The organism is Williamsia muralis (assembly GCF_051487485.1).
GTDB classification, from domain to species: domain Bacteria; phylum Actinomycetota; class Actinomycetes; order Mycobacteriales; family Mycobacteriaceae; genus Williamsia; species Williamsia muralis_B.
Map to the genome: position 1 here is coordinate 240190 of NZ_JAHVCV010000002.1, position 21736 is coordinate 261925.

Annotated in this window: 21 protein-coding genes; 5 read left to right on the forward strand and 16 right to left on the reverse strand. The window is 65.0% G+C overall.

Going from position 1 to position 21736, the window contains the following annotated elements; all coding sequences use genetic code 11:
• Positions 1-49: 49 nt before the first annotated feature.
• Together KXR83_RS04400 and KXR83_RS04405 are read right to left on the reverse strand one after the other, a co-directional pair.
• Positions 50-721, reverse strand: coding sequence for a response regulator (locus KXR83_RS04400; protein WP_437423759.1), 672 nt, complete (start codon positions 719-721; stop codon positions 50-52).
• A 13-nt stretch (positions 722-734) separates the two neighbouring features.
• The gene (locus KXR83_RS04405; RefSeq protein ID WP_437423760.1) at positions 735-1973 is read right to left on the reverse strand and encodes an ATP-binding protein; all 1239 of its coding nucleotides are present in this window, start codon (positions 1971-1973) and stop codon (positions 735-737) included.
• Between the two features lie 163 nt (positions 1974-2136).
• Between KXR83_RS04405 and KXR83_RS04410 the strand changes: the two genes are divergently transcribed.
• Together KXR83_RS04410 and KXR83_RS04415 are read left to right on the forward strand one after the other, a co-directional pair.
• A complete protein-coding gene (locus tag KXR83_RS04410; RefSeq protein WP_437423761.1) occupies positions 2137-3474 on the forward strand; it encodes a PspC domain-containing protein in 1338 nt (445 codons plus the stop codon).
• A 19-nt stretch (positions 3475-3493) separates the two neighbouring features.
• A complete protein-coding gene (locus KXR83_RS04415) occupies positions 3494-3682 on the forward strand; it encodes a hypothetical protein (protein WP_062800026.1) in 189 nt (62 codons plus the stop codon).
• A gap of 51 nt (positions 3683-3733) precedes the next feature.
• On the opposite strand, the gene KXR83_RS04420 is transcribed toward KXR83_RS04415, so the two are convergent.
• The 5 genes from KXR83_RS04420 to guaB form a co-directional block, all read right to left on the reverse strand.
• Positions 3734-4399: a class I SAM-dependent methyltransferase gene (locus KXR83_RS04420; protein ID WP_437423762.1), complete on the reverse strand. Its 666-nt coding sequence runs from the start codon at positions 4397-4399 to the stop codon at positions 3734-3736.
• A gap of 404 nt (positions 4400-4803) precedes the next feature.
• Positions 4804-6396: a glutamine-hydrolyzing GMP synthase gene (gene guaA, locus KXR83_RS04425; RefSeq protein WP_437423763.1), complete on the reverse strand. Its 1593-nt coding sequence runs from the start codon at positions 6394-6396 to the stop codon at positions 4804-4806.
• A gap of 64 nt (positions 6397-6460) precedes the next feature.
• Positions 6461-8185: a GMC family oxidoreductase N-terminal domain-containing protein gene (locus KXR83_RS04430; RefSeq protein ID WP_437424439.1), complete on the reverse strand. Its 1725-nt coding sequence runs from the start codon at positions 8183-8185 to the stop codon at positions 6461-6463.
• Between the two features lie 153 nt (positions 8186-8338).
• Complete coding sequence (locus tag KXR83_RS04435; RefSeq protein WP_437423764.1) at positions 8339-9481, reverse strand: GuaB3 family IMP dehydrogenase-related protein; 1143 nt, start codon at positions 9479-9481, stop codon at positions 8339-8341.
• 114 nt (positions 9482-9595) lie between these two features.
• Positions 9596-11140 (reverse strand): IMP dehydrogenase, encoded by a 1545-nt coding sequence (guaB, locus tag KXR83_RS04440; protein WP_437423765.1) that lies wholly within the window; start codon positions 11138-11140, stop codon positions 9596-9598.
• A 281-nt stretch (positions 11141-11421) separates the two neighbouring features.
• Here guaB and KXR83_RS04445 point away from each other — a divergent pair, with 281 nt between their 5' ends.
• Entirely contained in the window at positions 11422-11814 is a 393-nt protein-coding gene (locus KXR83_RS04445; RefSeq protein WP_023962030.1) for a DUF5319 domain-containing protein, read from the forward strand.
• 30 nt (positions 11815-11844) lie between these two features.
• On the opposite strand, the gene KXR83_RS04450 is transcribed toward KXR83_RS04445, so the two are convergent.
• From KXR83_RS04450 to KXR83_RS04460, 3 genes are all read right to left on the reverse strand, one after another.
• Complete coding sequence (locus KXR83_RS04450) at positions 11845-12753, reverse strand: anti-sigma-D factor RsdA (protein ID WP_437423766.1); 909 nt, start codon at positions 12751-12753, stop codon at positions 11845-11847.
• 5 nt (positions 12754-12758) lie between these two features.
• Complete coding sequence (locus KXR83_RS04455) at positions 12759-13325, reverse strand: sigma-70 family RNA polymerase sigma factor (RefSeq protein WP_099381869.1); 567 nt, start codon at positions 13323-13325, stop codon at positions 12759-12761.
• Positions 13326-13440: 115 nt separating this feature from the next.
• A complete protein-coding gene (locus tag KXR83_RS04460) occupies positions 13441-14268 on the reverse strand; it encodes a hypothetical protein (protein WP_437423767.1) in 828 nt (275 codons plus the stop codon).
• A gap of 439 nt (positions 14269-14707) precedes the next feature.
• Between KXR83_RS04460 and KXR83_RS04465 the strand changes: the two genes are divergently transcribed.
• Entirely contained in the window at positions 14708-15004 is a 297-nt protein-coding gene (locus KXR83_RS04465; protein WP_031333284.1) for a WhiB family transcriptional regulator, read from the forward strand.
• 206 nt (positions 15005-15210) lie between these two features.
• On the opposite strand, the gene groL is transcribed toward KXR83_RS04465, so the two are convergent.
• From groL to KXR83_RS04480, 3 genes are all read right to left on the reverse strand, one after another.
• Positions 15211-16839 carry a chaperonin GroEL gene (groL, locus tag KXR83_RS04470; protein ID WP_437423768.1) on the reverse strand — a complete coding sequence of 543 codons (1629 nt, stop codon included), beginning with the start codon at positions 16837-16839 and terminating at the stop codon, positions 15211-15213.
• Positions 16840-16930: 91 nt separating this feature from the next.
• Complete coding sequence (gene groES / locus KXR83_RS04475) at positions 16931-17230, reverse strand: co-chaperone GroES (protein WP_030171070.1); 300 nt, start codon at positions 17228-17230, stop codon at positions 16931-16933.
• Positions 17231-17409: 179 nt separating this feature from the next.
• The gene (locus tag KXR83_RS04480; protein ID WP_437424440.1) at positions 17410-18867 is read right to left on the reverse strand and encodes an MFS transporter; all 1458 of its coding nucleotides are present in this window, start codon (positions 18865-18867) and stop codon (positions 17410-17412) included.
• Positions 18868-19022: 155 nt separating this feature from the next.
• Between KXR83_RS04480 and KXR83_RS04485 the strand changes: the two genes are divergently transcribed.
• On the forward strand, positions 19023-19463 hold the full coding sequence (locus KXR83_RS04485) for a MarR family winged helix-turn-helix transcriptional regulator (protein ID WP_437423769.1): 441 nt from the start codon (positions 19023-19025) through the stop codon (positions 19461-19463).
• Positions 19464-19470: 7 nt separating this feature from the next.
• On the opposite strand, the gene tsaD is transcribed toward KXR83_RS04485, so the two are convergent.
• The 3 genes from tsaD to tsaB are packed head-to-tail and all read right to left on the reverse strand — an operon-like array spanning position 19471 to position 21691.
• A complete protein-coding gene (gene tsaD / locus KXR83_RS04490; RefSeq protein ID WP_437423770.1) occupies positions 19471-20502 on the reverse strand; it encodes a tRNA (adenosine(37)-N6)-threonylcarbamoyltransferase complex transferase subunit TsaD in 1032 nt (343 codons plus the stop codon).
• Positions 20499-20993, reverse strand: coding sequence for a ribosomal protein S18-alanine N-acetyltransferase (rimI, locus tag KXR83_RS04495; RefSeq protein ID WP_437423771.1), 495 nt, complete (start codon positions 20991-20993; stop codon positions 20499-20501). Before rimI ends, tsaD begins: the two co-directional genes overlap by 4 nt.
• On the reverse strand, positions 20990-21691 hold the full coding sequence (tsaB, locus tag KXR83_RS04500) for a tRNA (adenosine(37)-N6)-threonylcarbamoyltransferase complex dimerization subunit type 1 TsaB (protein WP_437423772.1): 702 nt from the start codon (positions 21689-21691) through the stop codon (positions 20990-20992). The genes rimI and tsaB overlap by 4 nt, the downstream gene beginning before the upstream one ends.
• Between the last annotated feature and the right edge of the window lie 45 nt (positions 21692-21736).

The following is a 21736-nucleotide window of genomic DNA, read 5'->3' on the forward strand; positions in this document are numbered from 1 at the left end:
TACGCACCGGTTCGAACCAGTGCGCCGCGCACACGGCCGCGCGTCGGCACTAGCTGATGTGCCGGTTTGCGGCCCACCTGGTGAGTGCGTTGCGATTGGACTGCTGGGTCTTGCGCAGAACATTGGACGCGTGGGTCTCCACCGTCTTGATGGAGATCACGAGATCCTCGGCGATTTCCCGATACGTGAACCCCCGGGCAAGCAACCGCAGGACCTCCATCTCGCGCGGTGTCAGCGAATCGAGTTCGGGATCCAGATGTGGTTCCGGCACGGGCGATTTCCCGGTGAACGAATCGAGCACGAATCCGGCCAGTCGCGGACTGAACACGGCGTCCCCGTCGGCGACACGACGCACGGAGTCGGCCAATTCCGAGCCCCCGATCGTCTTGGTGACATAACCGCGGGCACCCGCGCGAATGGTGGCGATGACATCTTCGGCGGCATCGGACACACTCAGCGCCAGGAAGACGGGTGACTTCTGCGGTGCGGCATCGGCGACACCACGCAGCACCGCGATCCCTCCACCGGCAGGCATGTGCACATCGAGCAACACCACGTCCGGTGACGACTGGAGGATGCCCGCGATCGCTTCGGCGACCGCGCCTGCCTCCCCGACCACGGCCATGTCGGTCTCCGAGGCCAATTCCGCTCGTACGCCAGAGCGGAAGACACCGTGGTCGTCCACCAGAAACACCCGGTATGGCTCACTTCGGCCGGTCATCGCCCCAACTCTCTCAATTCACCGCACCCGATTCGGAACCGGCGTCCTCACCGAGGTCCGTGACCACCGGCGTCTCGTCGCCACGCGGCATCGACATCCGGACATCGACCCCTCGACCGGCGGTCGACTTGATCTCAACGCTACCGCCGTGCCGCTGCACCCGCGCTTTGATCGACCCCGACACCCCGCGGCGATCTTCTGGTACCTGGTCGGGGTCGAAGCCGACGCCACGGTCGCGGACGAACACCTCCACCTGCGAGCTCTCCACCTCGGCGTACACATCAACCGAGCGTTCCCCGGAGTGTTTGGCGGCGTTGACAAGTGCCTCTCGCGTCGCCGCGATCAGCGCAGCCCATCGACGGTGATCGCCGCTCCACGAGGGATCATCGGCCGTGACGTCGCCGACGGTCACCACCTCGACTTCCACGCCGTAGTGGTCTTCGACCTCGGCGGCCACGGCCTTGAGTGCGGTGGTCAGCGAATCGCTCTGCTGCCCTTCACCTTCGAACAGGTAGCGACGCAGCTCACGTTCCTGGCTCCGCGCCAGGCGTTGCACTTCTTCGGCATGTCCCGACCGCTTCTGGATGAGCGCCAAGGTCTGCAGCACGGAATCGTGGAGGTGCGCCGCGATCTCTTCCCGTTCGGCATTGCGGATGCGTGCGGCGCGCTCGGCACCCAGCATCCGGGCCATCCGCAACCACAACGGGATCGTCAGCAGCAGCACACCCAGTACCGTCGCGGCGACGGCCAGCAACGTGGTGCTCAACCCGCCGATCCGGTTGTTCCCGGCCAGCACCACCACCACAAGGCCGATCACCACCAGCGTTGCGCCACCGGCGATTCGGGTCCAGGTGATCGCCCGGGCCGACGCGGACCTGGGCCTCCATGTCGAATCGAGTTCGCGCCAGACGAGCGATGCGCCGACCGCCACCACCACCAGCGGGATGAGGAACTGCGCGGGAGTGCCTGAGGCCACGAACCCCACGGACACCACTGCGACCACGCCGACGATCGCCAGGCCGATTCCCTGCCGCCGTTCGGAAGAGGTGGGCGGTTCGGTGTCGGTACCCGGGGGGCACATGAACCAGAGCAGACCGTAGGCGCACACGCCGGCCCCGGCCAGTGCGCTGAGCACGACGAACACCACGCGCACCCGGAAGGCGTCCACTCCGAGGTGGTCGGCCACGCCTCCGGCGACTCCGCCGATGACACGGCCACCATCGCGGCGGTGGACACGTTCGACTGTTGGCACCAGTCGATAGTGGCACGCGCCCGCGGTCGCACACATCAGGGACAATCCCCAGATGTGATTCCAGGGAGCAGATCAGGGTGAATCCCGATGGTGCGGTGCCCGACCCGAGATCAGTATTGAACGCATGAGCGGAGATGTCCCGAAGACGAAGCGGAGCTCGACCATGAATGCTGCATCCAGTCCCACCATCAATGCCGAAGTACTGCAGAACATGTGGCAAACGCGCCCGGCACGTGCAGCCTCGGGTTCGACGATCGGCGGCGTGTGCACCGGGATCGGTGTCCGGTACAAGGTCGACCCCACGCTCGTGAAGGTGGCGTTCATCGTCTCGGCGTTGTTCGGCGGTGCAGGCATCCTGCTCTACATCGCTGCGTGGATCGTGCTGCCCGAGGGCGCTCCTGCACAGTCGTCTCCGGAAACGGCGATGCGCCCCAAACGCTTTCGGCATGGAATGCGTCATGCCTCATCCCACCCTCCGACCGTTGTCGCGGTGGCCGTCGTGGCCGTCGTGGCCCTGATCGCCGGGCCCCATCTTGCGTGGAGCAGTGGTGGTCTCTTCGGCCTGGCGCTGATGATGCTGGGCTGGTGGTTGCTCTACCAGCGCACACCGGTCCCCGAGCCCGGTACGAGCGCCGACACTTTGGGGCAACAGGCTGCCGGCGATCCGGTCACCGCAGGCGGTTCGTGGTGGCAGACCGCCACAGGTGTGCACAGCCCTGCTGCGGGCGGGCACTTCCAGAGCTGGACTCCCCGCGCCTGGCTCAAGGAGGACCCTCCGGCGACGGCGGCCGACGCAACGCAGACGACTGATGGTGAGGAGGCGGACTCCGATGCCGAACCGCCCCTCCCGACCCCACCTTCGTGGGACCCACTGGGTGCGGCACCTTTCGCCTGGGATCTGCCAGAGCCGTCGTCGCCGGTGGAGCGCACACCGTCGTCACGCTTCACCCCTGTGGTGCTCGGTATCGCGGTCATCGTCGCAGCGGTCGCGGCGGCGATCGGCACGGAGGTGGATTGGTTCGGTCCGGCACGGGTCGGAGCCATCGCGTTGGCCGTGGTCGCCGGCGGGTTGGTCATCGGAGCATTCGTCCGCAAGGGCGGTGGCCTGATCCCGATCGCCATTCCCCTCGCCGGGTTCGTGGTGGTCGCCACGGTGATCGGCAACGTGAACCTGCCCGAGGGCGGCATCGGTGACCGCGATTGGAAGCCGCTCTCGGTCGCCGATCTCCAGGACGAGTACTCCCTGACGATGGGTTCGGCACGACTCGACCTCACCGCACTCGAACTCGACGCCGACAAGAAGGTGACGATCGACATGGGTGTTGGCGACTTCAAGATCATCGCGCCCGAGAACATGAACCTGCGCGCCGATTGTGAAGTGGCCATCGGAGAGGTCAAATGCCCAGAAGGTCTCGAGGGCGGACCTGATGGATCCCAAGGTCCGGTGCTGACAATCGACGCCCATTCGAAAATCGGAAATGTGGAGGTCATCCGTGACTAAGTTCGCACCATTTCAAGCCGTGACCGGAATTGCCGGACTATTGGTGGCCTTGTGGGCCATCGCGGGCGGCCCCGAACTCAACGGTTCGGATTCGACGATGTGGATCGCGCTCGCCGTTGCTGTCGGGGTGGGACTCATCCTGATCTTCAGCGGAGGAAGAGACAAGAAAAAGCTGCCCGGGGTGTCCGAGCACGAAACGACCAGCTAGCAGTATTCGCATCGATCCGGCCGCGCAGCAGCGGCCGGATCGATGCGTCGTTCACCGTGACAGCGGCTTTGTCCACGTAATCGAATAGCGGTAGAGCAATTCCCGCCGAAAACGTGATCCGGGCAGGAGCTCAGACGCATGGGTGCGCATTTCCCGATACGAGACCGGTGGCGGCCACACAATGGGCGACGGCTGTTTCCACACGTTTCGCCGTGCCACTGCGGCGCCCGCGGCCACGATGGACACGTAATCCAACGCACGATCGCGTAGACCTTCACTGCCCGCACAGCCGACCACGACAAGTGTTCCGCCAGGGCGGATGAGTTCTCCCATGCGCCGCAGGCCCTGGCGGGGATCCATGTGATGCAGTGTCGCAACCGAGACGACCGCATCGAAGGACTCCGGTTCGAACGGATGGCTGAGGACGTCACCACAGATGTAGTCGATGTCGTCCGACTTCGCCGCCGCCATGTCGACGCTCGCCTCATCGCAGTCGATCCCGACCACCTGCGGTATGGATCGATGTAGAAGTCGGGTCAGCATTCCCTCGCCCGATCCGACGTCGAGCACCGACGCTGCTCGTCCTTGCAGCGACCGCTCGATGAATGGGTAGTAATGGGTGTTGAAATTCCAGTGTTTCGAATCCGATGCAATGTGGTCATGGTCTTCGATTCGAAGAAGAGACCAACGTTCTTTGACCGAATTGTTGCCGCTCATGATCGCCATGTGAATGCCCCTAACCTGTTCGTGGACACCCAACACAAACGTGTTGTGTCCCACATGTGAACCATGTACTTCACCTAGTTGCCCGAATGGTGAATTCACAAACGAGGTCGATTCTACAATTCGGTGATACGACCCCGCTCGCACTCACCATTACTTTTGCAAACGTAGCATGGAGACGTAACAGGGTTGTCCTGGCGATGCCCCTGATTGATGCGACAGCATGTTCACAATAGGCAGGCACAAATCAATCATCGAAATGCGTGCTGGTGGCAGCTTTGAAAGAAAGCCGGACATCCGATTCAGAGCAAATGGACGGGAAAAGCCCATACGGGAGTGAAACTATTCATTCACGCCGACGAATGGAACGCGCCGCGCCTATAGGCACGGCAGCGAACCTATTCCCATTCGATGGTGCCAGGGGGCTTGCTGGTGACGTCGAGTACCACCCGATTCACCTCAGGCACCTCGTTGGTGATCCGAGTCGAGATCTGTTCGAGCACCTCGTAAGGAATGCGCGTCCAGTCGGCCGTCATCGCATCTTCACTCGACACCGGACGCAACACGATCGGATGGCCGTACGTGCGGCCGTCGCCCTGTACACCCACGCTGCGCACGTCGGCGAGCAGAACCACCGGACACTGCCAGATCTGGTGATCCAAACCGGCGGAGGTCAGTTCCTCGCGGGTGATCAGATCGGCCTTTCTGAGGAGTTCGAGACGGTCTGCGGTGACCTCGCCGACGATACGGATCGCCAGACCCGGACCCGGGAAGGGCTGGCGTCCGACGATCTCCTCCGGCAGACCCAACTCACGCCCGACAGCCCGGACCTCGTCTTTGAACAGCAGGCGCAGTGGCTCCACCAAGCTGAACTCGAGATCCTCCGGCAGACCACCGACGTTGTGATGACTCTTGATGTTCGCCGTACCGGTTCCGCCGCCCGACTCCACGACGTCGGGGTACAAGGTGCCCTGGACGAGGAAGTCGACCTTCTCCCCTTCGGCTGCACGATCGCCGAGCACATCGCTCACCGCTCCTTCGAAGGCACGGATGAACTCGCGGCCGATGATCTTGCGCTTGGTCTCCGGATCACTGACGCCTGCCAACTCACGCAGGAACGTCTTCTCGGCGTCAACCGTCACCAGACGAGCACCGGTGGCGGCCACGAAGTCCTGCTGAACCTGCTCGCGTTCGCCGGCCCGCAGCAATCCGTGGTCGACGAAGACACAGGTCAGCCGATCTCCGATGGCCCGCTGTACCAGCGCAGCAGCCACCGCCGAGTCGACACCGCCGGACAGACCGCAGATGGCGGTGCCGTCACCGATCTGTTGACGGACCTGCTCCACAAGCGCATCGGCGATGTTCGCCGCGGTCCAGGTGGGCTTGAGGTCGGCGACCTCATGCAGGAACCGGGTGAGGATCTGTTGCCCGTACGGTGTGTGCATCACCTCGGGGTGGTACTGCACGCCGGCCATCTGGCGTTCGATGCTCTCGAACGCGGCGACCGGGGCGCCCGCCGTCGAAGCGGTGACCTCGAACCCGGGCGGCGGTTCCTGGACCGCGTCGTTGTGGCTCATCCACACCGGCTGTTGGGCCGGGGTGCCCGAGTGCAGCACGCCGCCCTCGTTGGTCAACGTGGTGCGACCGAACTCGCGCCCGCCGGTGTTGGCCACGACTCCGCCCAGCGCATTCGCCATGGCCTGATATCCATAACAGATCCCGAACACCGGAACGCCGAGGTCGAACAGATCGCCGTCGATTCCCGGGGCGTCGTCGGCATAGACCGACGCAGGTCCCCCGGACAGGATCAGCGCGACGGGATTCTTCGCCTTGATCTCGTCCAGGTCGGCGGTATGGGGGATCACCTCGGAGTAGATCCGGGCCTCACGCACGCGACGCGCGATCAGCTGGGCGTATTGCGCCCCGAAATCGACCACCAGAACCGGTCGCGGAGCCGCTGATTCCACACCTGTATTTTCGCTGTCTGCCACGCCTGTCAGTCTAAACCCGGCCGGGGTCGGGCCCGCCGCACCCGCAAGCGGACGAGGTCGGCACTCAGGCGCTCACACCGTCGGTCTTGGTGATCACCGTCAGTGGCAGCCGGAGCGCACCGGGCGCATCCGCCGGAACCACCGGCGCCTTGGGCGGCGTCGGCGAGATCCGCTCGTAGGGTTGCCCCTGCGGCGGCCGGACGTCATGCTCACCCTTGTTGGGCCACAACGCAATTGCGCGCTCGGCCTGGGCACAGATCGACAGCGAGGGATTCACGCCCAGGTTCGCCGAGATGGCCGCACCGTCGGTGATGTGCAGGGTCGGGTAGTTCCACACCCGATGGTAGGGGTCGATCACACCGGTGTCGGGACTGTCGGAGATCACACACCCACCGAGGTAGTGAGCGGTGAGCGGCATGTTGAACACATCTCCCCAGGTTCCGCCGGGCAGACCGTCGAATTGTTTCGCCGCACGCTCGGTGGCTTCGTTGCCCGCAGGGATCCACGTGGGGTTGGGTTCCCCGTGGCCCTGTTTGGTGGTGACCAGACGCCACGGCCCGAACTTCTTCACGAAGGTGGTGAGCGAGTTGTTCCGGTTCTGCATCACCAGCAGGATCACCGTGCGCTGACTCCAATGCCGCAACCAGATCAGCTGCAGAACGCCCCGCCAGCCCTCTTCGCGGGCCTTGTCGAGCAGCTTGAGCCGCCTCGACCGACCCGGCTTGTCGTCGGTGAGGAATGTCTGCAGCGCCGCAATGGCGTTGGAGCCCTTGCCATATCGGACTGGTTCGATGTGTGTGTCGGGCGATGGGTGGAAGGACGAGGTGATCGCGATGCCCTCGGAGAAATCCTGCGCCGGGTCGTAGGAACGGCGCATCGCACCCAAGATCGATTCGGAGTTGGTGCGGGTCAGCACACCCAGCGTTTCGGAAAGCTCTGGCAGCGAACCCCTGTCCTTGGCCAGATGCATGATCTTCTGCGTGTTGAACGTACCGGCGGCGACGATCACCTGACCCGCGGTCAGGGTCCTGCGACGGGCGCCGATCCGGCCCCACGCCGCCGACCGAGCCGTGTGCACCTTCCAGCTGCCGTCTGCCTGCGGATCCAGCCCGGTGACCGTGGTGCGGTCGAGAATCGTCGCCCCGCGTGATTCGGCCAGACCGAGGTAGTTCTTCAGCAGGGTGTTCTTTGCGCCGTACCGGCATCCGGTCATGCAGGCGCCACACTCGACACACACCGTCCGGTCGGGGCCTGCGCCGCCGAAGTACGGATCGGCCACGCGCTCACCCGGAGTTCCTGTGCCACCGGACTTCTCACCGAAGAACACGCCTACCGGGGTTGGCCCGAAGGTGTCCCCCACCCCCATCTCGTCGGCGACTTGCCGCATGACGCGGTCGGCGTGGGTGACGATGGGGGTGCTGACCACACCGAGCATGCGGCTGGCCTGGTCGTAGTACGGCGACAGCTCGCTCTCCCAGTCGGTGATGTGCTCCCACTGCGGATCCCGGAAGAACGGGGTCGGCGGTTTGTAGAGAGTGTTGGCGTAGTTCAGCGATCCGCCGCCGACGCCCGCACCGGCCATCACCATCACGTCTTTGAGCAGATGGATGCGTTGGATGCCGAACATCCCGAGCTTGGGGGCCCACAGCCACTTGTGCAGTCGCCAGCTGGTTTTGGCGAACTGGTCGTCGGCGTACCGCCGGCCCGCTTCGACGACGCCGACCTTGTAGCCCTTCTCGACCAGTCGTAGGGCGCTGACACTCCCACCGAAGCCCGATCCGACGATCAATACGTCGTAATCGTGCTTTTCGCGAGTGGCCGGCTGCTCGGGCTGGGAGTAGCTGTTACCGCGTGATACAGACACCACGCCATCGTACATTGGTACGTTACCGGCCGGTAATGTATGGCGAATTCTCGCTCGAGAAAACCCAGAGGCCAGTAGTCAGTCGCAGGCCGACAGGCCGACCTTTTGAAACTCCTTGAGGTCGGAGTAACCGGCCTTGGCCATCGAACGCCGCAATGCGCCAACGATGTTGAGATGTCCGAACGGGTCATCGGTGGGTCCGTGCAACACGGTCTGCAGATCCGGCCTGCCTCCGTCCTCGGCCACGGCCAGCAGTGCGCCACGGGGCATCGACGGGTGCGCGGCGGCGGCGGACCAGTAATAGCCACGGCCGGGCGCTGAGGCTGCCGCAGCCAAAGGCGTGCCCAGGACGGCGGCGTCGGCGCCGCAGGCGATCGCCTTGGCGAGCTCGCCGGAGTTGTGGATGTCGCCGTCGGCGATCACGTGGACGTAGCGACCGCCGGTTTCATCGAGGTAGTCGCGGCGGGCCGCCGCGGCATCGGCGATGGCCGTGGCCATCGGAACCCCTATCCCGAGGACTTCCCCGGTGGTGGTGGCCCCGGCGGTGGAGCCGTAACCGACGATCACCGCGGCAGCACCGGTACGCATCAGGTGCAGGGCGGTGCGGTGGTCGTGCACGCCACCGGCGATCACCGGTACGTCCAGTTCGGAGATGAACGTCTTGAGGTTCAGCGGTTCGGAATCCCCTTGTGAGACATGCTCGGCGGAGATGATCGTGCCGTGGATGACCAGGAGCTCCACCCCTGCTGCCACCAGCACCGGTGTGAGCTCGGCAGCCTTCTGTGGGCTGACCCGCACCGCGGTGGTGACGCCGGCCTCACGAATCGACGACACAGCCTGACCGAGCAGGTCCGGATCGATCGGTGCCGCATGGAGCTCCTGCAGCTTGCGTACTGCCGCTGTCGGATCGATCTCGTCCTCGGCGATCCGCACGACCTCGGCGATCTTGGCCTCCACATCGCGGTGGCGGGCCCAGAGACCTTCACCGTTGAGGACGCCGAGACCCCCGTGCCGACCCAGTTCGACAGCCGACTGCGGCGAGACGAGCGCATCCGTGGGGTGACTCAGGATGGGGATCTCGAACCGGTAGGCGTCGAGCTGCCACGCGGTCGACACCTCTTTCGACGAGCGGGTGCGCCGGGACGGCACGATGTTGATGTCGCTGAGTTCGAACGTCCGACGGGCGGTACGGCCCATCCCGATATCCACATGATCACGCACGAGGGTGCCTTTCGTCACTGCTGCACACAGAACCGCATCGGTGAGCACCGACAGACCGGTTCACGAACTGGATCGACCTGCCCGAAACTGATCGGTGCCGGCCGCCTTGGGAACTCAGCGGGAAGTGTAGTTGGGCGCCTCGACGGTCATGGTGATGTCGTGGGGATGGCTCTCTTTCAGACCCGCCGCCGTGATCTGGACGAACTGGGCGTTCTGCAGGTCGGCGATCGAGCTCGAGCCGGTGTAACCCATCGCCGCACGCAGTCCGCCACCCAGCTGATGGATCACCTGGTTGAGCGGTCCACGGAAAGGCACTCGTCCCTCGATGCCCTCGGGCACGAGTTTCTCTTCTGAGAGCACATCGTCCTGGAAGTAGCGGTCTTTCGAGTAGGACTTCGCCTGGCCGCGCCCCTGCATCGCGCCGAGTGAGCCCATCCCCCGGTAGCTCTTGAACTGCTTGCCGCCCACCAGGATCAGCTCGCCCGGGGCTTCCGCGGTGCCGGCGAGCAGCGAGCCGAGCATCGCGGTCGATGCCCCTGCAGCCAGCGCCTTGGCGATGTCGCCAGAGAACTGCAGCCCGCCGTCGGCGATGACCGGAACCCCGGCCGGCTTGCAAACTGCGACTGCCTCCATGACCGCCGTGATCTGCGGGGCGCCCACACCGGCGACCACACGGGTGGTGCAGATCGAACCGGGCCCGACCCCGACCTTCACCGCATCGGCACCGGCCTCGACCAGCGCGGCAGCGGCGGCACGGGTCGCGACGTTCCCGCCGACGATCTGCACCTTCGAGCCGACCTCTGCCTTGAGTTTGCTGACCATCTCCAGGACCAGACGGTTGTGCGCGTGCGCGGTGTCGACGATGATCACGTCCACCCCGGCATCCGACAACGCCATGGCCCGATCCCACTGGTCACCACCGGTTCCCACTGCGGCCCCGACCAGCAGCCGCCCGTCGGCATCCTTGGTGGCATTGGGGTGCTGTTCTGTCTTGACGAAGTCCTTCACCGTGATCAAACCGGTCAGGCGACCGTGACCGTCGACGATCGGGAGCTTCTCGATCTTGTGCCGTCGCAGCAGGCCGAGCGCGGCTTCGGCGGACACACCCTCCTGGGCGGTGATCAGTGGCGCCTTGGTCATCACCTCGGAGACCGGCCGGTTCTGATCGACCTCGAAACGCATGTCCCTGTTGGTGATGATGCCGACGAGTTCGCCGGCGTCGTCGGTGACGGGCAGGCCCGAGATACGGAAACGCGCACACATCGCGTCGACCTCGGCCAGCGTGTTCGACGGGCTGCACGTCACCGGATCGGTGACCATGCCGGCCTCGGACCGCTTGACCGTTTCCACCTGCCCCGCCTGGTTCTCGATCGAGAGATTGCGGTGCAACACACCCATCCCACCGGCGCGGGCCATCGCGATGGCCATGCGGGATTCGGTGACGGTGTCCATCGCCGAGCTCACCAGGGGCACCCGCAACGTGATGTCGCGGGTCAGCTGCGACGAGGTGTCCACGTCACTCGGGATCACGTCGGAGGCCGCTGGCAACAGCAGGACGTCGTCAAAGGTGAGGCCGAGCATGGCGACCTTGTTCGGGTCGTCGCCGCCGGTCCACACCTGGCCTCGTGCCTGGGCGGAGCCGGCTGTCGGGTTGTTCATTCCGGGCACGCTCATTCCGGTCAGGCCTGTTCCACTTCGGATCGGCATGTTGTCATTTCGATGAGTCCATCCTATCTGCTCGTAGGACCTCCTCAGGACGTCGCATCCAGCCCCGGGCGTCGCCCTGATCGAGGGCCGACTCAACGGTCGGGTCCTGCCCTGACGCCCGGCAAGTCGTTCACCTATGTGAAGGAGGATCGTTCATCCAACCGGCGTCGATCTTTCATTCATGCGGTGCACAGACTGGCGCCGGTGGGGTGAGGCTGACTACCGTGGTCAGCGTGCGAGATCATCTGCCGCCGGGGCTGCCACCGGACCCGTTCGCCGACGATCCCCGAGGGGACCCATCGGCGGCGCTGGACGCCGCCCCACCCGGTGAGCCACTGGACGCAAACGAACGCATGGCGATCGAGGAAGACCTCGCCGATCTCGCTGTCTACGAGGCACTTCTGCACCGCCAGGGGATCCGCGGTCTTGTCGTCGTGTGCGACGACTGCCAGCTCGACCACTATCACGACTGGGACATGCTGCGCGCGAACCTGCTGCAGCTCCTGGTCGAGGGCACGGTACGACCGCACGAGCCGGCCGTGGACCCCAGTCCAGAGGCGTACGTCACCTGGGACTACTGCCGCGGCTACGCCGACGCGACGATGCACGCCAAAGACGAAGACTGACGTTCTTCCCCACCGCGAGCGTCGGGCCGATCAGCCCGGCGGCGGTAGCGGGACCGTGGTGGTGGTCGAGGTGGTCGTCGGGGTCACCGGCGGCTCACTGACCACGGTCTCGTCGGTGGTCGGTGGCGGCGTGGACACCGAGGTCGTCTCGGACGGGATGATCGTCACGGTCTGCTGGGTCTCGGTGATCGTCACCGGGGGCAGCTGCAACTGTGGCAGCTGCGTCTCCAACGGCGGAATGGTGACGGTCGTCGGGAGAGTGATGGTCGGCAGGATGGCCGTGAGCAAGCCACGCAGCTGGTCGATTTTCGCCTGCAGCTCGGCCCGCCTATCTGTGTCGGTCACATCGGCGAGCTGGGATTCCGCACGATTCAAATAGTCCTGGGCCGCGGACTTGTCACCCGTCGACAACAGGTCGACGGCGTGATCGAGGTCGGTCTCGACGTCACCGGCTGCCAGCGTTGCCGAGGCATCCGCTCCGAACATCGCTTCTTTGACACCCCAGAGCGGATCGCCGGGCGAGGCGTCGTGGGCCACCACCGACAGACCGCCGAACACGATCGCACATGCTGCAGCGGCGCCGGCCGTATAGCGGGCCACGGTCAGCGACCGGCGACGGGTCGCCGTCCTTCGCTGCGCAGCGATGCCCGCCTCGACCTCTTCGAGGGTCGGGCCGGCAGGCATCGGGGCAGCTGTCACCTCGGCACGCCAATTGGACAGCAGCGCCGCGAGTTCGTGGTCCACAGGCGAATGCGCAGGCACTCCGCGCTGGGACACCAGAGCGTCGATGAACTCGTCGTCGGCACGAACCGCGCCGAGGTTCACCGGGATGGAGTCTTCGTCGATCGCCTCGGATGCCGATGAGGGCACGCTCTGGAAACGCTCGTCGGATTCATCACCGAACCCCTTGCCACCACGTCGATCGCGCCTGTCACCCATCGCCCTCACCTACCCTTCTCGATCTCGGTCTTCAGTTTCGCGAGTGCCCTGTGTTGAGCCACCCGCACCGCTCCCGCCGTGCTCCCCACAGCGGACGCGGTCTCTTCGGCCGACAGCCCGACAACCAGTCGGAGCACCAGCACCTCACGCTGCTTGTCCGGGAGCGTCGACAACAGTTCGTTCATGCGACGGCCCGCGTCGGAGTCCAGTGCCCGCTGTTCGGGTCCGTCGTCGACGGCCATCCGCTCGGGCATCTCATCCACCGGCTCGGCCTTGTTACGACCCGCCGCTCGATGAGCATCGGCAACCTTGTGGGCGGCGATGCCGTAGACGAACGCCATGAACGGTCTGCCCTGGTCTTGGTACCGGGGCAGAGCTGTCATGACGGCCATGCAGACCTCCTGCGCTACGTCGTCGGCGGAGAGCGAATGCCGCTCACCACCTCCGACCCTGGCCCTGCAATAGCGCACAACCAGGGGGCGGACACTTTCGAGTACGTCGGAGAGAGCCGATCGGTCGCCCTGCGCTGCGGCAGAGACAACCCGGTCCAACTCTTCACCTGTAAAAATCATCGCTCGTAGACGTCTCCGCGTTACCTTCGCCGATTGGTGCCGGCCGCGCGGAGGCCATACCCCCGGCGGTAAGTCGCTAGTAGCTTAGCCAGCGAACGGCCTCGCGTTCTCGCCGCTAGCGCATCGCACCGCCGCGAGCGGCCAGTTCGTGCCTCAGATCGGCCGCACTCGGCGATCCGCCGGCGCCGAGTGCTTCGAGCAACATGGCCGATGCCCACCAGAGCGGCAGTTGACCAGCGGATGCTGCCGCATCACCGACCCGTTGGGCTCTCTCGATGGCGCGCGACGTCTCCCCGGCGCTTGCGGCGGCCGCGGCAGCGATCAGTTCGGTCTTGATGAGATGCCGTTGCGAAGGACATCCCCTGACCACGGCGAGGGCTGCCGACGAGTGTTCTTGTGCGGTGTCTGGGTCACCGGTGTACATCGCGAGTTCGGCCCGGACCCACAGTGAGCGCAGGGCCGGCCGGCCGTGCCATACCCATTCGCTGCCCTCGGTGCGTTCATGCGCGTCGATCAGTAGGGCGTCGACCCTGTCCAGCAATCGCGTGGCGGCACCGAACATCCCCCGTCCGAGATCGTCGGCGGCCAGACCGGTGAGTGCGTCGCACCAGGCAGACACCCGGGGTCCGGCGATCGCGGCGGCATCGGACCCTGCCACCGGGGTGGCGAGCAGGGCCAGAGCATGTGCGTCATGGTGAACGGCGCGAAAGTGCTGTCCGCCCTGTCGTAGATGCGCGGCGCGCGTACTCGCGGCGAGGGATAGGAGAACGACGTCGGTGCTGGTGGTGGTGATCCGGCGCAACTCGGTCGCGGCTGCGGCATAGTGGCCGCTGCTGCCCAGCGCGACAGCGCGAAACCACCTGTCCCAACCGTCGACAGCCAGGGGAAGTGGGTACTCGCCCGCACTGCCGCCGAAGGCGATCGCGGGTAGTGTGACCTGCATCGCCCTCCTCACATCACGGCGCGGTAACCAAGTTAGCGTGAATTTAACTTACTGAAACCGGCTCAAAAGTCGCCCTGACGTCAATCTGAGGTCACCGGAACATTTCCTGCGGGTAAATTGCAGCACTTCCGCGTTTTCCCTCGATACACGGTTCTCAAACCACCGCTAGCCCGGGCGACAGCACTCGAATGGCCCCTGACGTGCACAGATGCGGTCCGCATTCACCATGCCTCGACGTCGGTCGCCATCACAAAACAACAGGGCGTCGATAAACAAATGGTTAACATCGCCCGAAGTTCGCGTCTTCAATTGGCGGAATCGGTGCCTGTTGACTCCATTTCCTCGCTTTGCATACGGTGTGCTGGACGTCGAAAACAACGCGGTCTCGACAAGTCAGTCACAATTACGCCTCACCGGCACGTCACAGAGGAGCACGCAGATGCCTCAGCCGAACCACCTTCCCGGACCGAATGCCGACATCTGGGATTGGCAGATGAAGGGCTTGTGCCGCGGTGTCGACTCATCAATGTTCTTCCACCCGGACGGCGAGCGTGGCCGTGCCCGTGCCCAGCGGGAACGTCGCGCGAAAGAACTGTGCCACCAATGCCCCGTGGTGGCTCAATGTCGCGAACACGCACTGGCGGTCGCTGAGCCATACGGCATTTGGGGCGGCCTGTCCGAGTCCGAGCGCGGAATGCTGATGAAGCGCGGAGTCGGACGCCGCATCGCGAGCTGATCGTTTGCAGCACCACGAAATCCAACGAAGAAACAAAACAGAATTGGATTTCAATCTCAAACAATTGAATCTCCACAAAAGCGAGGACGCCTGATATCGGCTCCTCGCTTTTGTTGTCAAGACAAATACGAGAAACACCACCCGAACAACCGGTGAACGACAAACGCCCCGGCCGTGGGGCCGGGGCGTTCGAGGTCGGGCAACAACTAGTGCGCGTGTCCGTGACCGTGACCATGGCCGTGGTCGGCCTCGGACTCGGCCGGCTTGTCGGTGATGGTGCTCTCGGTGGTCAGGATCATCCGCGCCACCGAGGCGGCGTTGACGATGGCCGAGCGGGTCACCTTCACCGGGTCCACCACGCCGTCGGCGAGCAGATCGCCGTAGGTCAGGGTGCCGGCATTGAAACCGTGGCCGCGCGGGAGTTCGGCAACCTTGGAGACCACCACGGCCCCGTCGGTTCCGGCGTTGGCCGCGATCCAGAACAGCGGCGCCTGAGCGGACTGCTTGACCACGCGTACACCCAGCGCCTCATCACCCTCGAGGCTGTCGGCGAGATCATCGAGGACCGCAGCGGCAGCCTGCACGATCGCCGAACCGCCGCCGGGCACGATGCCTTCTTCCACAGCTGCCTTCGCTGCCGCGACGGCGTCTTCCACGCGGTGCTTGCGCTCCTTGAGGGCGGTCTCGGTGGCTGCGCCGACCCGGATCACTGCCACCCCGCCGGCCAGCTTGGCCAGGCGTTCGGCGAGCTTTTCCCGATCCCAGTCGGAATCGCTTGCCTCGATCTCGCGACGGAGCTGGTCGGCGCGGTTCGCGATGGCATCGGAGGTTCCCGAACCATCGACGATCGTCGTGGCGTCCTTGGTGACGACGATCCGACGTGCGCCGCCGAGCAGTTCGAGCCCGGCGTCGGCCAGGGTGATGCCGATGTCGGCGGTGATGACGGTGCCGTCGGTGACGATCGCGAGGTCCTCCAGGAACGCCTTGCGACGGTCGCCGAAGAACGGCGCCTTGACCGCGACAGCGCGGATCGTCTTACGGATCGAGTTGACCACCAGGGTCGAAAGCGCTTCGCCTTCAACATCTTCGGCGATGATCAGAACGGGCTTGCCGGATTCGGCGATCTTCTCCAGAAGCGGCAGGAAGTCGGGCAGCGAGCTGATCTTGTCCCGGTAGATGAGCACCAGCGCGTCTTCGAGGACGGCTTCCTGGCTGTCGATGTCGGTGACGAAGTACGGCGACAGGTATCCCTTGTCGAACTGCACACCCTCGGTGATCTCGAGGTCGGTGACGAGTCCTGAGCTTTCCTCCACGGTGACGACACCATCGGCGCCGACCCGGGCCATGGCCTTGCCGACCATCTCGCCGACCTCTGCGTCACGGGAGGACACGGTGGCGACCTGTGCGATCGCTTCAGCACCTTCCACCGGGGTGGCAGCGGCGAGCAGCGACTCGGAGAGCGCGTCGGCGGCCTTGGAGATTCCCAGGCCGAGCGCGATCGGGTTGGCCCCTGCTGCGACGTTGCGGAGTCCGGCCTTGACGATCGCCTGCGCCAGGACGGTGGCTGTGGTTGTACCGTCGCCGGCCACGTCGTTCGTCTTGGTGGCGACAGACTTCACGAGCTGGGCGCCGAGGTTCTCGAACGGGTCTTCCAGGTCGATCTCTCGGGCGATGGTGACGCCGTCGTTGGTCACGGTCGGACCGCCGAACGCCTTGGCCAGCACCACGTGGCGGCCGCGGGGTCCAAGAGTCACCTTCACCGCGTCGGCGAGGTGATTGACCCCTCGCTCCAGCGAGCGCCGGGCCTGCTCATTGAATTCGATCTGCTTGGCCATGTGTGTGGCTCCTAAGATTTTGGTCGGGTGATGAAACGACAGCCGCCCCGGCTACCCCGCATGGGGACGCCGGGGCGGTGTCGAACCAGAGTTACTTGGAGATGACTGCCAGCACGTCACGCGCCGACAGGATCAGGTACTCCTCGCCGGAGTACTTGATCTCGGTGCCGCCGTACTTGCTGTAGATGACGGTGTCGCCTTCTTTGACGTCGACCGGGATCCGGTTGCCCTGCTCGTTCACGCGTCCTTCGCCAACGGCGACGACGGTGCCCTCTTGCGGCTTTTCCTTGGCCGTGTCGGGGATGACCAGGCCGGACGCGGTCGTCGTCTCGGCCTCATTGGCCTGAACGAGGATCTTGTCCTCGAGCGGCTTGATGTTCACGCTCGCCACGATGTGAGCCCTCCACTTTCGGGGTAGTTCGGGCCCGAAGACCGGGCCCTGTTAGCTGTTCGGAACGTATACGGCGCCTGGATCGGTCCCGTCGTCGCGGGTGCCGGAACCTCACTGGGTGCCGACTAGCACTCTATACATGCGAGTGCCAGCACTCAAGGTGAGAGTGTGCGAACTTCTCATACCGGGACGGATACCTTCGTCGCTACGGTGCGGTCGCGACGACGCTCCCATGCGATCAGGCCCAGCGTCGACACCAGGGCGACCACGGTCAGAACTGCGATCACCGTGATGGCCGGGACCATGCCGCCGATCAACTCCCCCGGACGCCCGGGTTCGGCACTGCCGAGGATGGCGGTGATCACCGCCATCATCAGCGCACCACCGATCTGGATGCTGGTGTTGACCAGCCCTGAGGCCAGCCCCTGCTCGTCGTCCGACACACCGGCGGTGGCCTGGGAGTTGACCGAGGGGAACGTGGCCGCGAACCCGATGCCGAGGAACAGGATGGTCGGTAGCAGGAAGACGAAGTAGTTCATCCCCGGTTCCACGCGGAGGAACCACAGGTATCCGATGAGGAACGCCACGAAACCGCCCGCGATGAGCAGCTTGGTGCTCACGCGGTCGAGCACCCGGTCCATGAAGAACGCGCTGGCCACCACGAGCACACCGGCGGGCAGGAACCCGAGTGCCATCTCGATCGGCGACCATCCCAGAGAGTTCTGCAGGTACAGCGTGACGACGAACTGGAAGGCCACATAGCCACCGAACATCGCCGCGGCCGCCAGGTTGGCATGCACGAGCGTGATCGACCGCAGGATCCCCAGGCGGAGCAGGGGGTGTTTGTGCCGCACCTCCACCGCGATGAAGGCCGCAGCGAGTAGACCTGCGATGACAAACATGACGATGGTCGACGTCGCTGCCCAGCCGACCTCAGGCGCCTGCACCACCGCGAACACGAGGATCAACAGTGCAGATGTACTCGTGACCGCGCCGATGACGTCGAAGTGCGACCAGTTGAACGGCACGCGGGGCGACTTCGCGATCACCCGGGCACCCACCACGAGTAGCAGCAGCGCAACGGGACCGGGGAAGATCAGTGTTGCGCGCCATGACAATTCGGTGAGCAGCCCACCGAAGACGAGGCCCAGGGAGAACCCGCTGGCACCGCACACGGTGTAGATCGACAGTGCTTTGTTGCGGGCCGGCCCCTCGGCGAAGGTCGTGGTGATGATCGACAGGCCTGCGGGCACCGTGAAGGCCGCGGCCACGCCTTTGACGAAGCGCAGCGCGATGATCAGGGTGTCGATTTCGGTCGCCGCACTGACGACGGAGGCGACGCCGAATACGGCCAGTGCCGTGAGGAACACCCTGCGACGACCGAGCAGATCGCTGGCTCTTCCTCCCAGTAGCAGCAGACCGCCATAGCCGAGGACGTATCCGCTGACGATCCACTGCAGCTGCGCCTGGTCCATGGCGAGTTCGGAGCCCATCGAGGGGAGCGCAACTCCCACCATCGAGACGTCGAGCCCGTCGAGGAACAGCGCGCCGGCAAGAACCACCAGCAACAACCAGGTCTTGCGGGTCCATCCGCCGGCAGACGTGACGTGCTCGGTGGCCGGCGGGTCGCCGGCCATCAAATCCTTCTCTTTCTTCGTTCTGGGTTCTTGGATCTTCGGGTCTTCGGGTGTGGTTTCAACCGTCATGGTCCAGAACTATATGCATATGCATCTAATGTGTCTACATAAAATGCAGGCGAACATAATGTGGTTGCATCTGATACGATGCCCCCATGTCCACCCCGCACCGAAGCGATGATGACCTGGCCCAGGCCTGGCATTCGCTGTCGGTGCGATACCACCGCCTCCAGTGTGACTTGGACCGGGAATTACAAGCAGCACAACAGATCTCGAGTAGCGAGTTCGAGGTTCTCGAGCTCCTCTCGGCCGCGGACGACTGCAAACTCCGGATGAGCGAGCTCGCCGGATCAGTCCACCTGAGTCAGAGCGCCCTGTCCCGGCTCGTGGCCGGGCTCGAGAAAGACGGATTGGCATGCCGATCCATGTGTCCCCAAGACCGCCGCTCAGTCTTCACGCAGCTCACCGACGAGGGGCGAGCCAGGTACGAGGCGGCCAAGCCCGTACAACGCGCCATCCTCCGTGCCGAAGCCGAATGCAATTCATCCGGATCGATCTGCGGCGCAATCGAAGTGAATCAAGACCCGCATAGCTGAACGCGGGTCAGTAATTGCTGACCTGTACCGACAGACCCGGGTCGGTGGCCACCGTCAGATCTGACGGGGCTGCCCCACCGGCTATGACGTGAGCACCCAGGGTCGCGATCATCACGCCGTTGTCGGTGCACAACCGCGGCTTCGGAACCCTCAGTGTGATCCCGGCGTCCTCACAGCGTTCTCGCGCAAGCGACCGGATTCTCGAGTTCGCGGTCGCGCCGCCGCCCAGCACCAAGGTGTCCACACCGACGTCTCGGCAGGCCCGCACGGCCTTCATGGTCAATACGTCGGCCACCGCTTCCTGAAAAGACGCCGCGATATCCGCGACGTTCGGTTCGACACCATCACGGCGGCATTGCTCCACGTATCGCGCAACCGCAGTCTTGAGACCGCTGAACGAGAAGTCGTGCCGCGCATCTCGTGGACCGGTCATGCCCCTGGGAAACCGGATGGCGTTCGAATTTCCCTGTGCTGCAGCCGCATCGAGTGCCGGTCCACCTGGGAAACCGAGGCCCAGCAAGCGGGCCACCTTGTCGAACGCTTCACCGGCGGCGTCGTCGACCGTCGTACCCAACTCCACGATGGGCGCACCGAGGTCGTCGACGTGCAACAGGTGTGTGTGCCCGCCCGACACCAACAGCGCCACGCAGGGCGGCATCGGGCCGTGTTCGAGGGTGTCGACCGCAACGTGACCGCCGAGGTGGTTCACCGCGTACAGCGGCACATCCCACGCAGCCGCATAGGCTTTCGCTGCCGCAACCCCTACGAGCAGTGCACCGGCAAGTCCCGGACCGATGGTCACCGCCACGGCGTCGGGCACTCGGATGTCCGCGGTCGCGAGCGCCCGCCGCATGGTGGGGACGATGGCTTCCAGATGTGCGCGGGATGCGACTTCGGGCACCACTCCCCCGTAGCGAGCATGCTCATCGACACTGGACGCCACCTCGTCGGCCAGCAGTGTGGTCGTACGGTCGGCGTTCCACCGGACGATTCCCACACCTGTTTCGTCACAAGAACTCTCGATACCCAGGACGATCATGGTCGGCCTCCCTCGGGCGGGGCTGCTCTCTGCTCACGCCGCATCGTGTACGCGTCTGCCCCGCTGGGCTGGTAGTAGCCCTTTCGGGTTCCGACGATCTCAAAACCGTTGCGGCGGTACAAGTTGATGGCCGCCTCGTTGTCGGTACGCACCTCGAGGAACACCGGCGCCCTGCGCTTGTCCGCGATCTCGAGCAGAACCGCGAGCAGCTCCCGTCCGTGACCGTGTCCCTGATGGTCCGGGGTGACGGCGATCGTGTGGATCTCACACTCGTGGTCGCCCGCCGGTCCGAGCACGGAGATACCCGCGTAGCCGACCAGGTCGTCGCCGTCACGGGCCGCGAAGTAGTGGTTGTGTGGTGTCGAGATCTCGGCACGAAACGCTTGCGCCGGCCACGGCGAGTCGCCCGCGAACAGCAGGCTCTCGATTGCGGCGCAGCGGGACGCGTCGCGAGGGAGAAGTGGTCCGATCTCCACTTTCGACGAGGTCATTTCTTGCGATCCTTGAGTTCCACGGCATCCGGTCGACGAAGGTACAGCGGCGTCAACGGCGCGGGCGGCGTCCTCGACAGGAGTCCTGGCAACGCCACCTGAACCAGTCCGATGGCCGTGGGAGCCGTAGCGGTGAGCACCGGGTAGTCGAAAAGCGCGGTATGAGCGGGAGATCCAGCAATCGCGTCGATGGCCACCGAGCCCGGCGAGGTCGCCTCTGCGTGCTCGAGCGCGGCAGCGAGATCGGCGGGAGCCATGACGTCGGGACCGTCGGTACGGGCGCCACGTGTGTACCGCGCCCAGTAGACCTCCCGACGGCGGGCGTCGGTGACAACAAGAAGGGAGTCGACGTCGCTTGCCGCGACCGCGATCGCGTCCAGCGAGCACACGCCGTGGACATCGACGCCCAGCGCATCGGCGAAGGCAGCGCCGGTGGCCAGCCCGACACGCAGTCCGGTGAACGGTCCGGGACCTTGTCCCACCACAACTGCGTCCAGATCTGCCCTGGCGACGCCCGCCTCTTCGAGGCATTCCAGGATTCGGGTGGTGAGGATTTCCGCGTGGCCCCGCGTGGTGGTCTCCACACGTTCGGACCGCACGGCGAGGCGGCCGGGCGGTGATCCGGCCGTGCCGGTATCGAGTTCCACGATCCCGGTCACGACCTCGGGCGTTGCGGTATCGACTGCGAGGACAAGCACGATCAGCAAGCCTACCCGTGACGGCCGACGCGCCGTGGCGAGCGG

Excerpts from the sequence above, each read along its gene's own strand:
- tsaD (WP_437423770.1), bottom strand. The coding sequence starts at position 20,502 with ATGATCGTCCTGGGTATCGAGAGTTCTTGTGACGAAACAGGTGTGGGA.
- KXR83_RS04480 (WP_437424440.1), bottom strand. The coding sequence starts at position 18,867 with ATGGCCGGCGACCCGCCGGCCACCGAGCACGTCACGTCTGCCGGCGGA.
- rimI (WP_437423771.1), bottom strand. The coding sequence starts at position 20,993 with ATGACCTCGTCGAAAGTGGAGATCGGACCACTTCTCCCTCGCGACGCG.
- groL (WP_437423768.1), bottom strand. The coding sequence starts at position 16,839 with ATGGCCAAGCAGATCGAATTCAATGAGCAGGCCCGGCGCTCGCTGGAG.
- KXR83_RS04455 (WP_099381869.1), bottom strand. The coding sequence starts at position 13,325 with ATGATTTTTACAGGTGAAGAGTTGGACCGGGTTGTCTCTGCCGCAGCG.
- KXR83_RS04485 (WP_437423769.1), top strand. The coding sequence starts at position 19,023 with ATGTCCACCCCGCACCGAAGCGATGATGACCTGGCCCAGGCCTGGCAT.
- KXR83_RS04450 (WP_437423766.1), bottom strand. The coding sequence starts at position 12,753 with ATGGGTGACAGGCGCGATCGACGTGGTGGCAAGGGGTTCGGTGATGAA.
- KXR83_RS04460 (WP_437423767.1), bottom strand. The coding sequence starts at position 14,268 with ATGCAGGTCACACTACCCGCGATCGCCTTCGGCGGCAGTGCGGGCGAG.
- KXR83_RS04400 (WP_437423759.1), bottom strand. The coding sequence starts at position 721 with ATGACCGGCCGAAGTGAGCCATACCGGGTGTTTCTGGTGGACGACCAC.
- guaB (WP_437423765.1), bottom strand. The coding sequence starts at position 11,140 with ATGAACAACCCGACAGCCGGCTCCGCCCAGGCACGAGGCCAGGTGTGG.
- KXR83_RS04410 (WP_437423761.1), top strand. The coding sequence starts at position 2,137 with ATGAATGCTGCATCCAGTCCCACCATCAATGCCGAAGTACTGCAGAAC.
- KXR83_RS04465 (WP_031333284.1), top strand. The coding sequence starts at position 14,708 with ATGCCTCAGCCGAACCACCTTCCCGGACCGAATGCCGACATCTGGGAT.
- KXR83_RS04420 (WP_437423762.1), bottom strand. The coding sequence starts at position 4,399 with ATGAGCGGCAACAATTCGGTCAAAGAACGTTGGTCTCTTCTTCGAATC.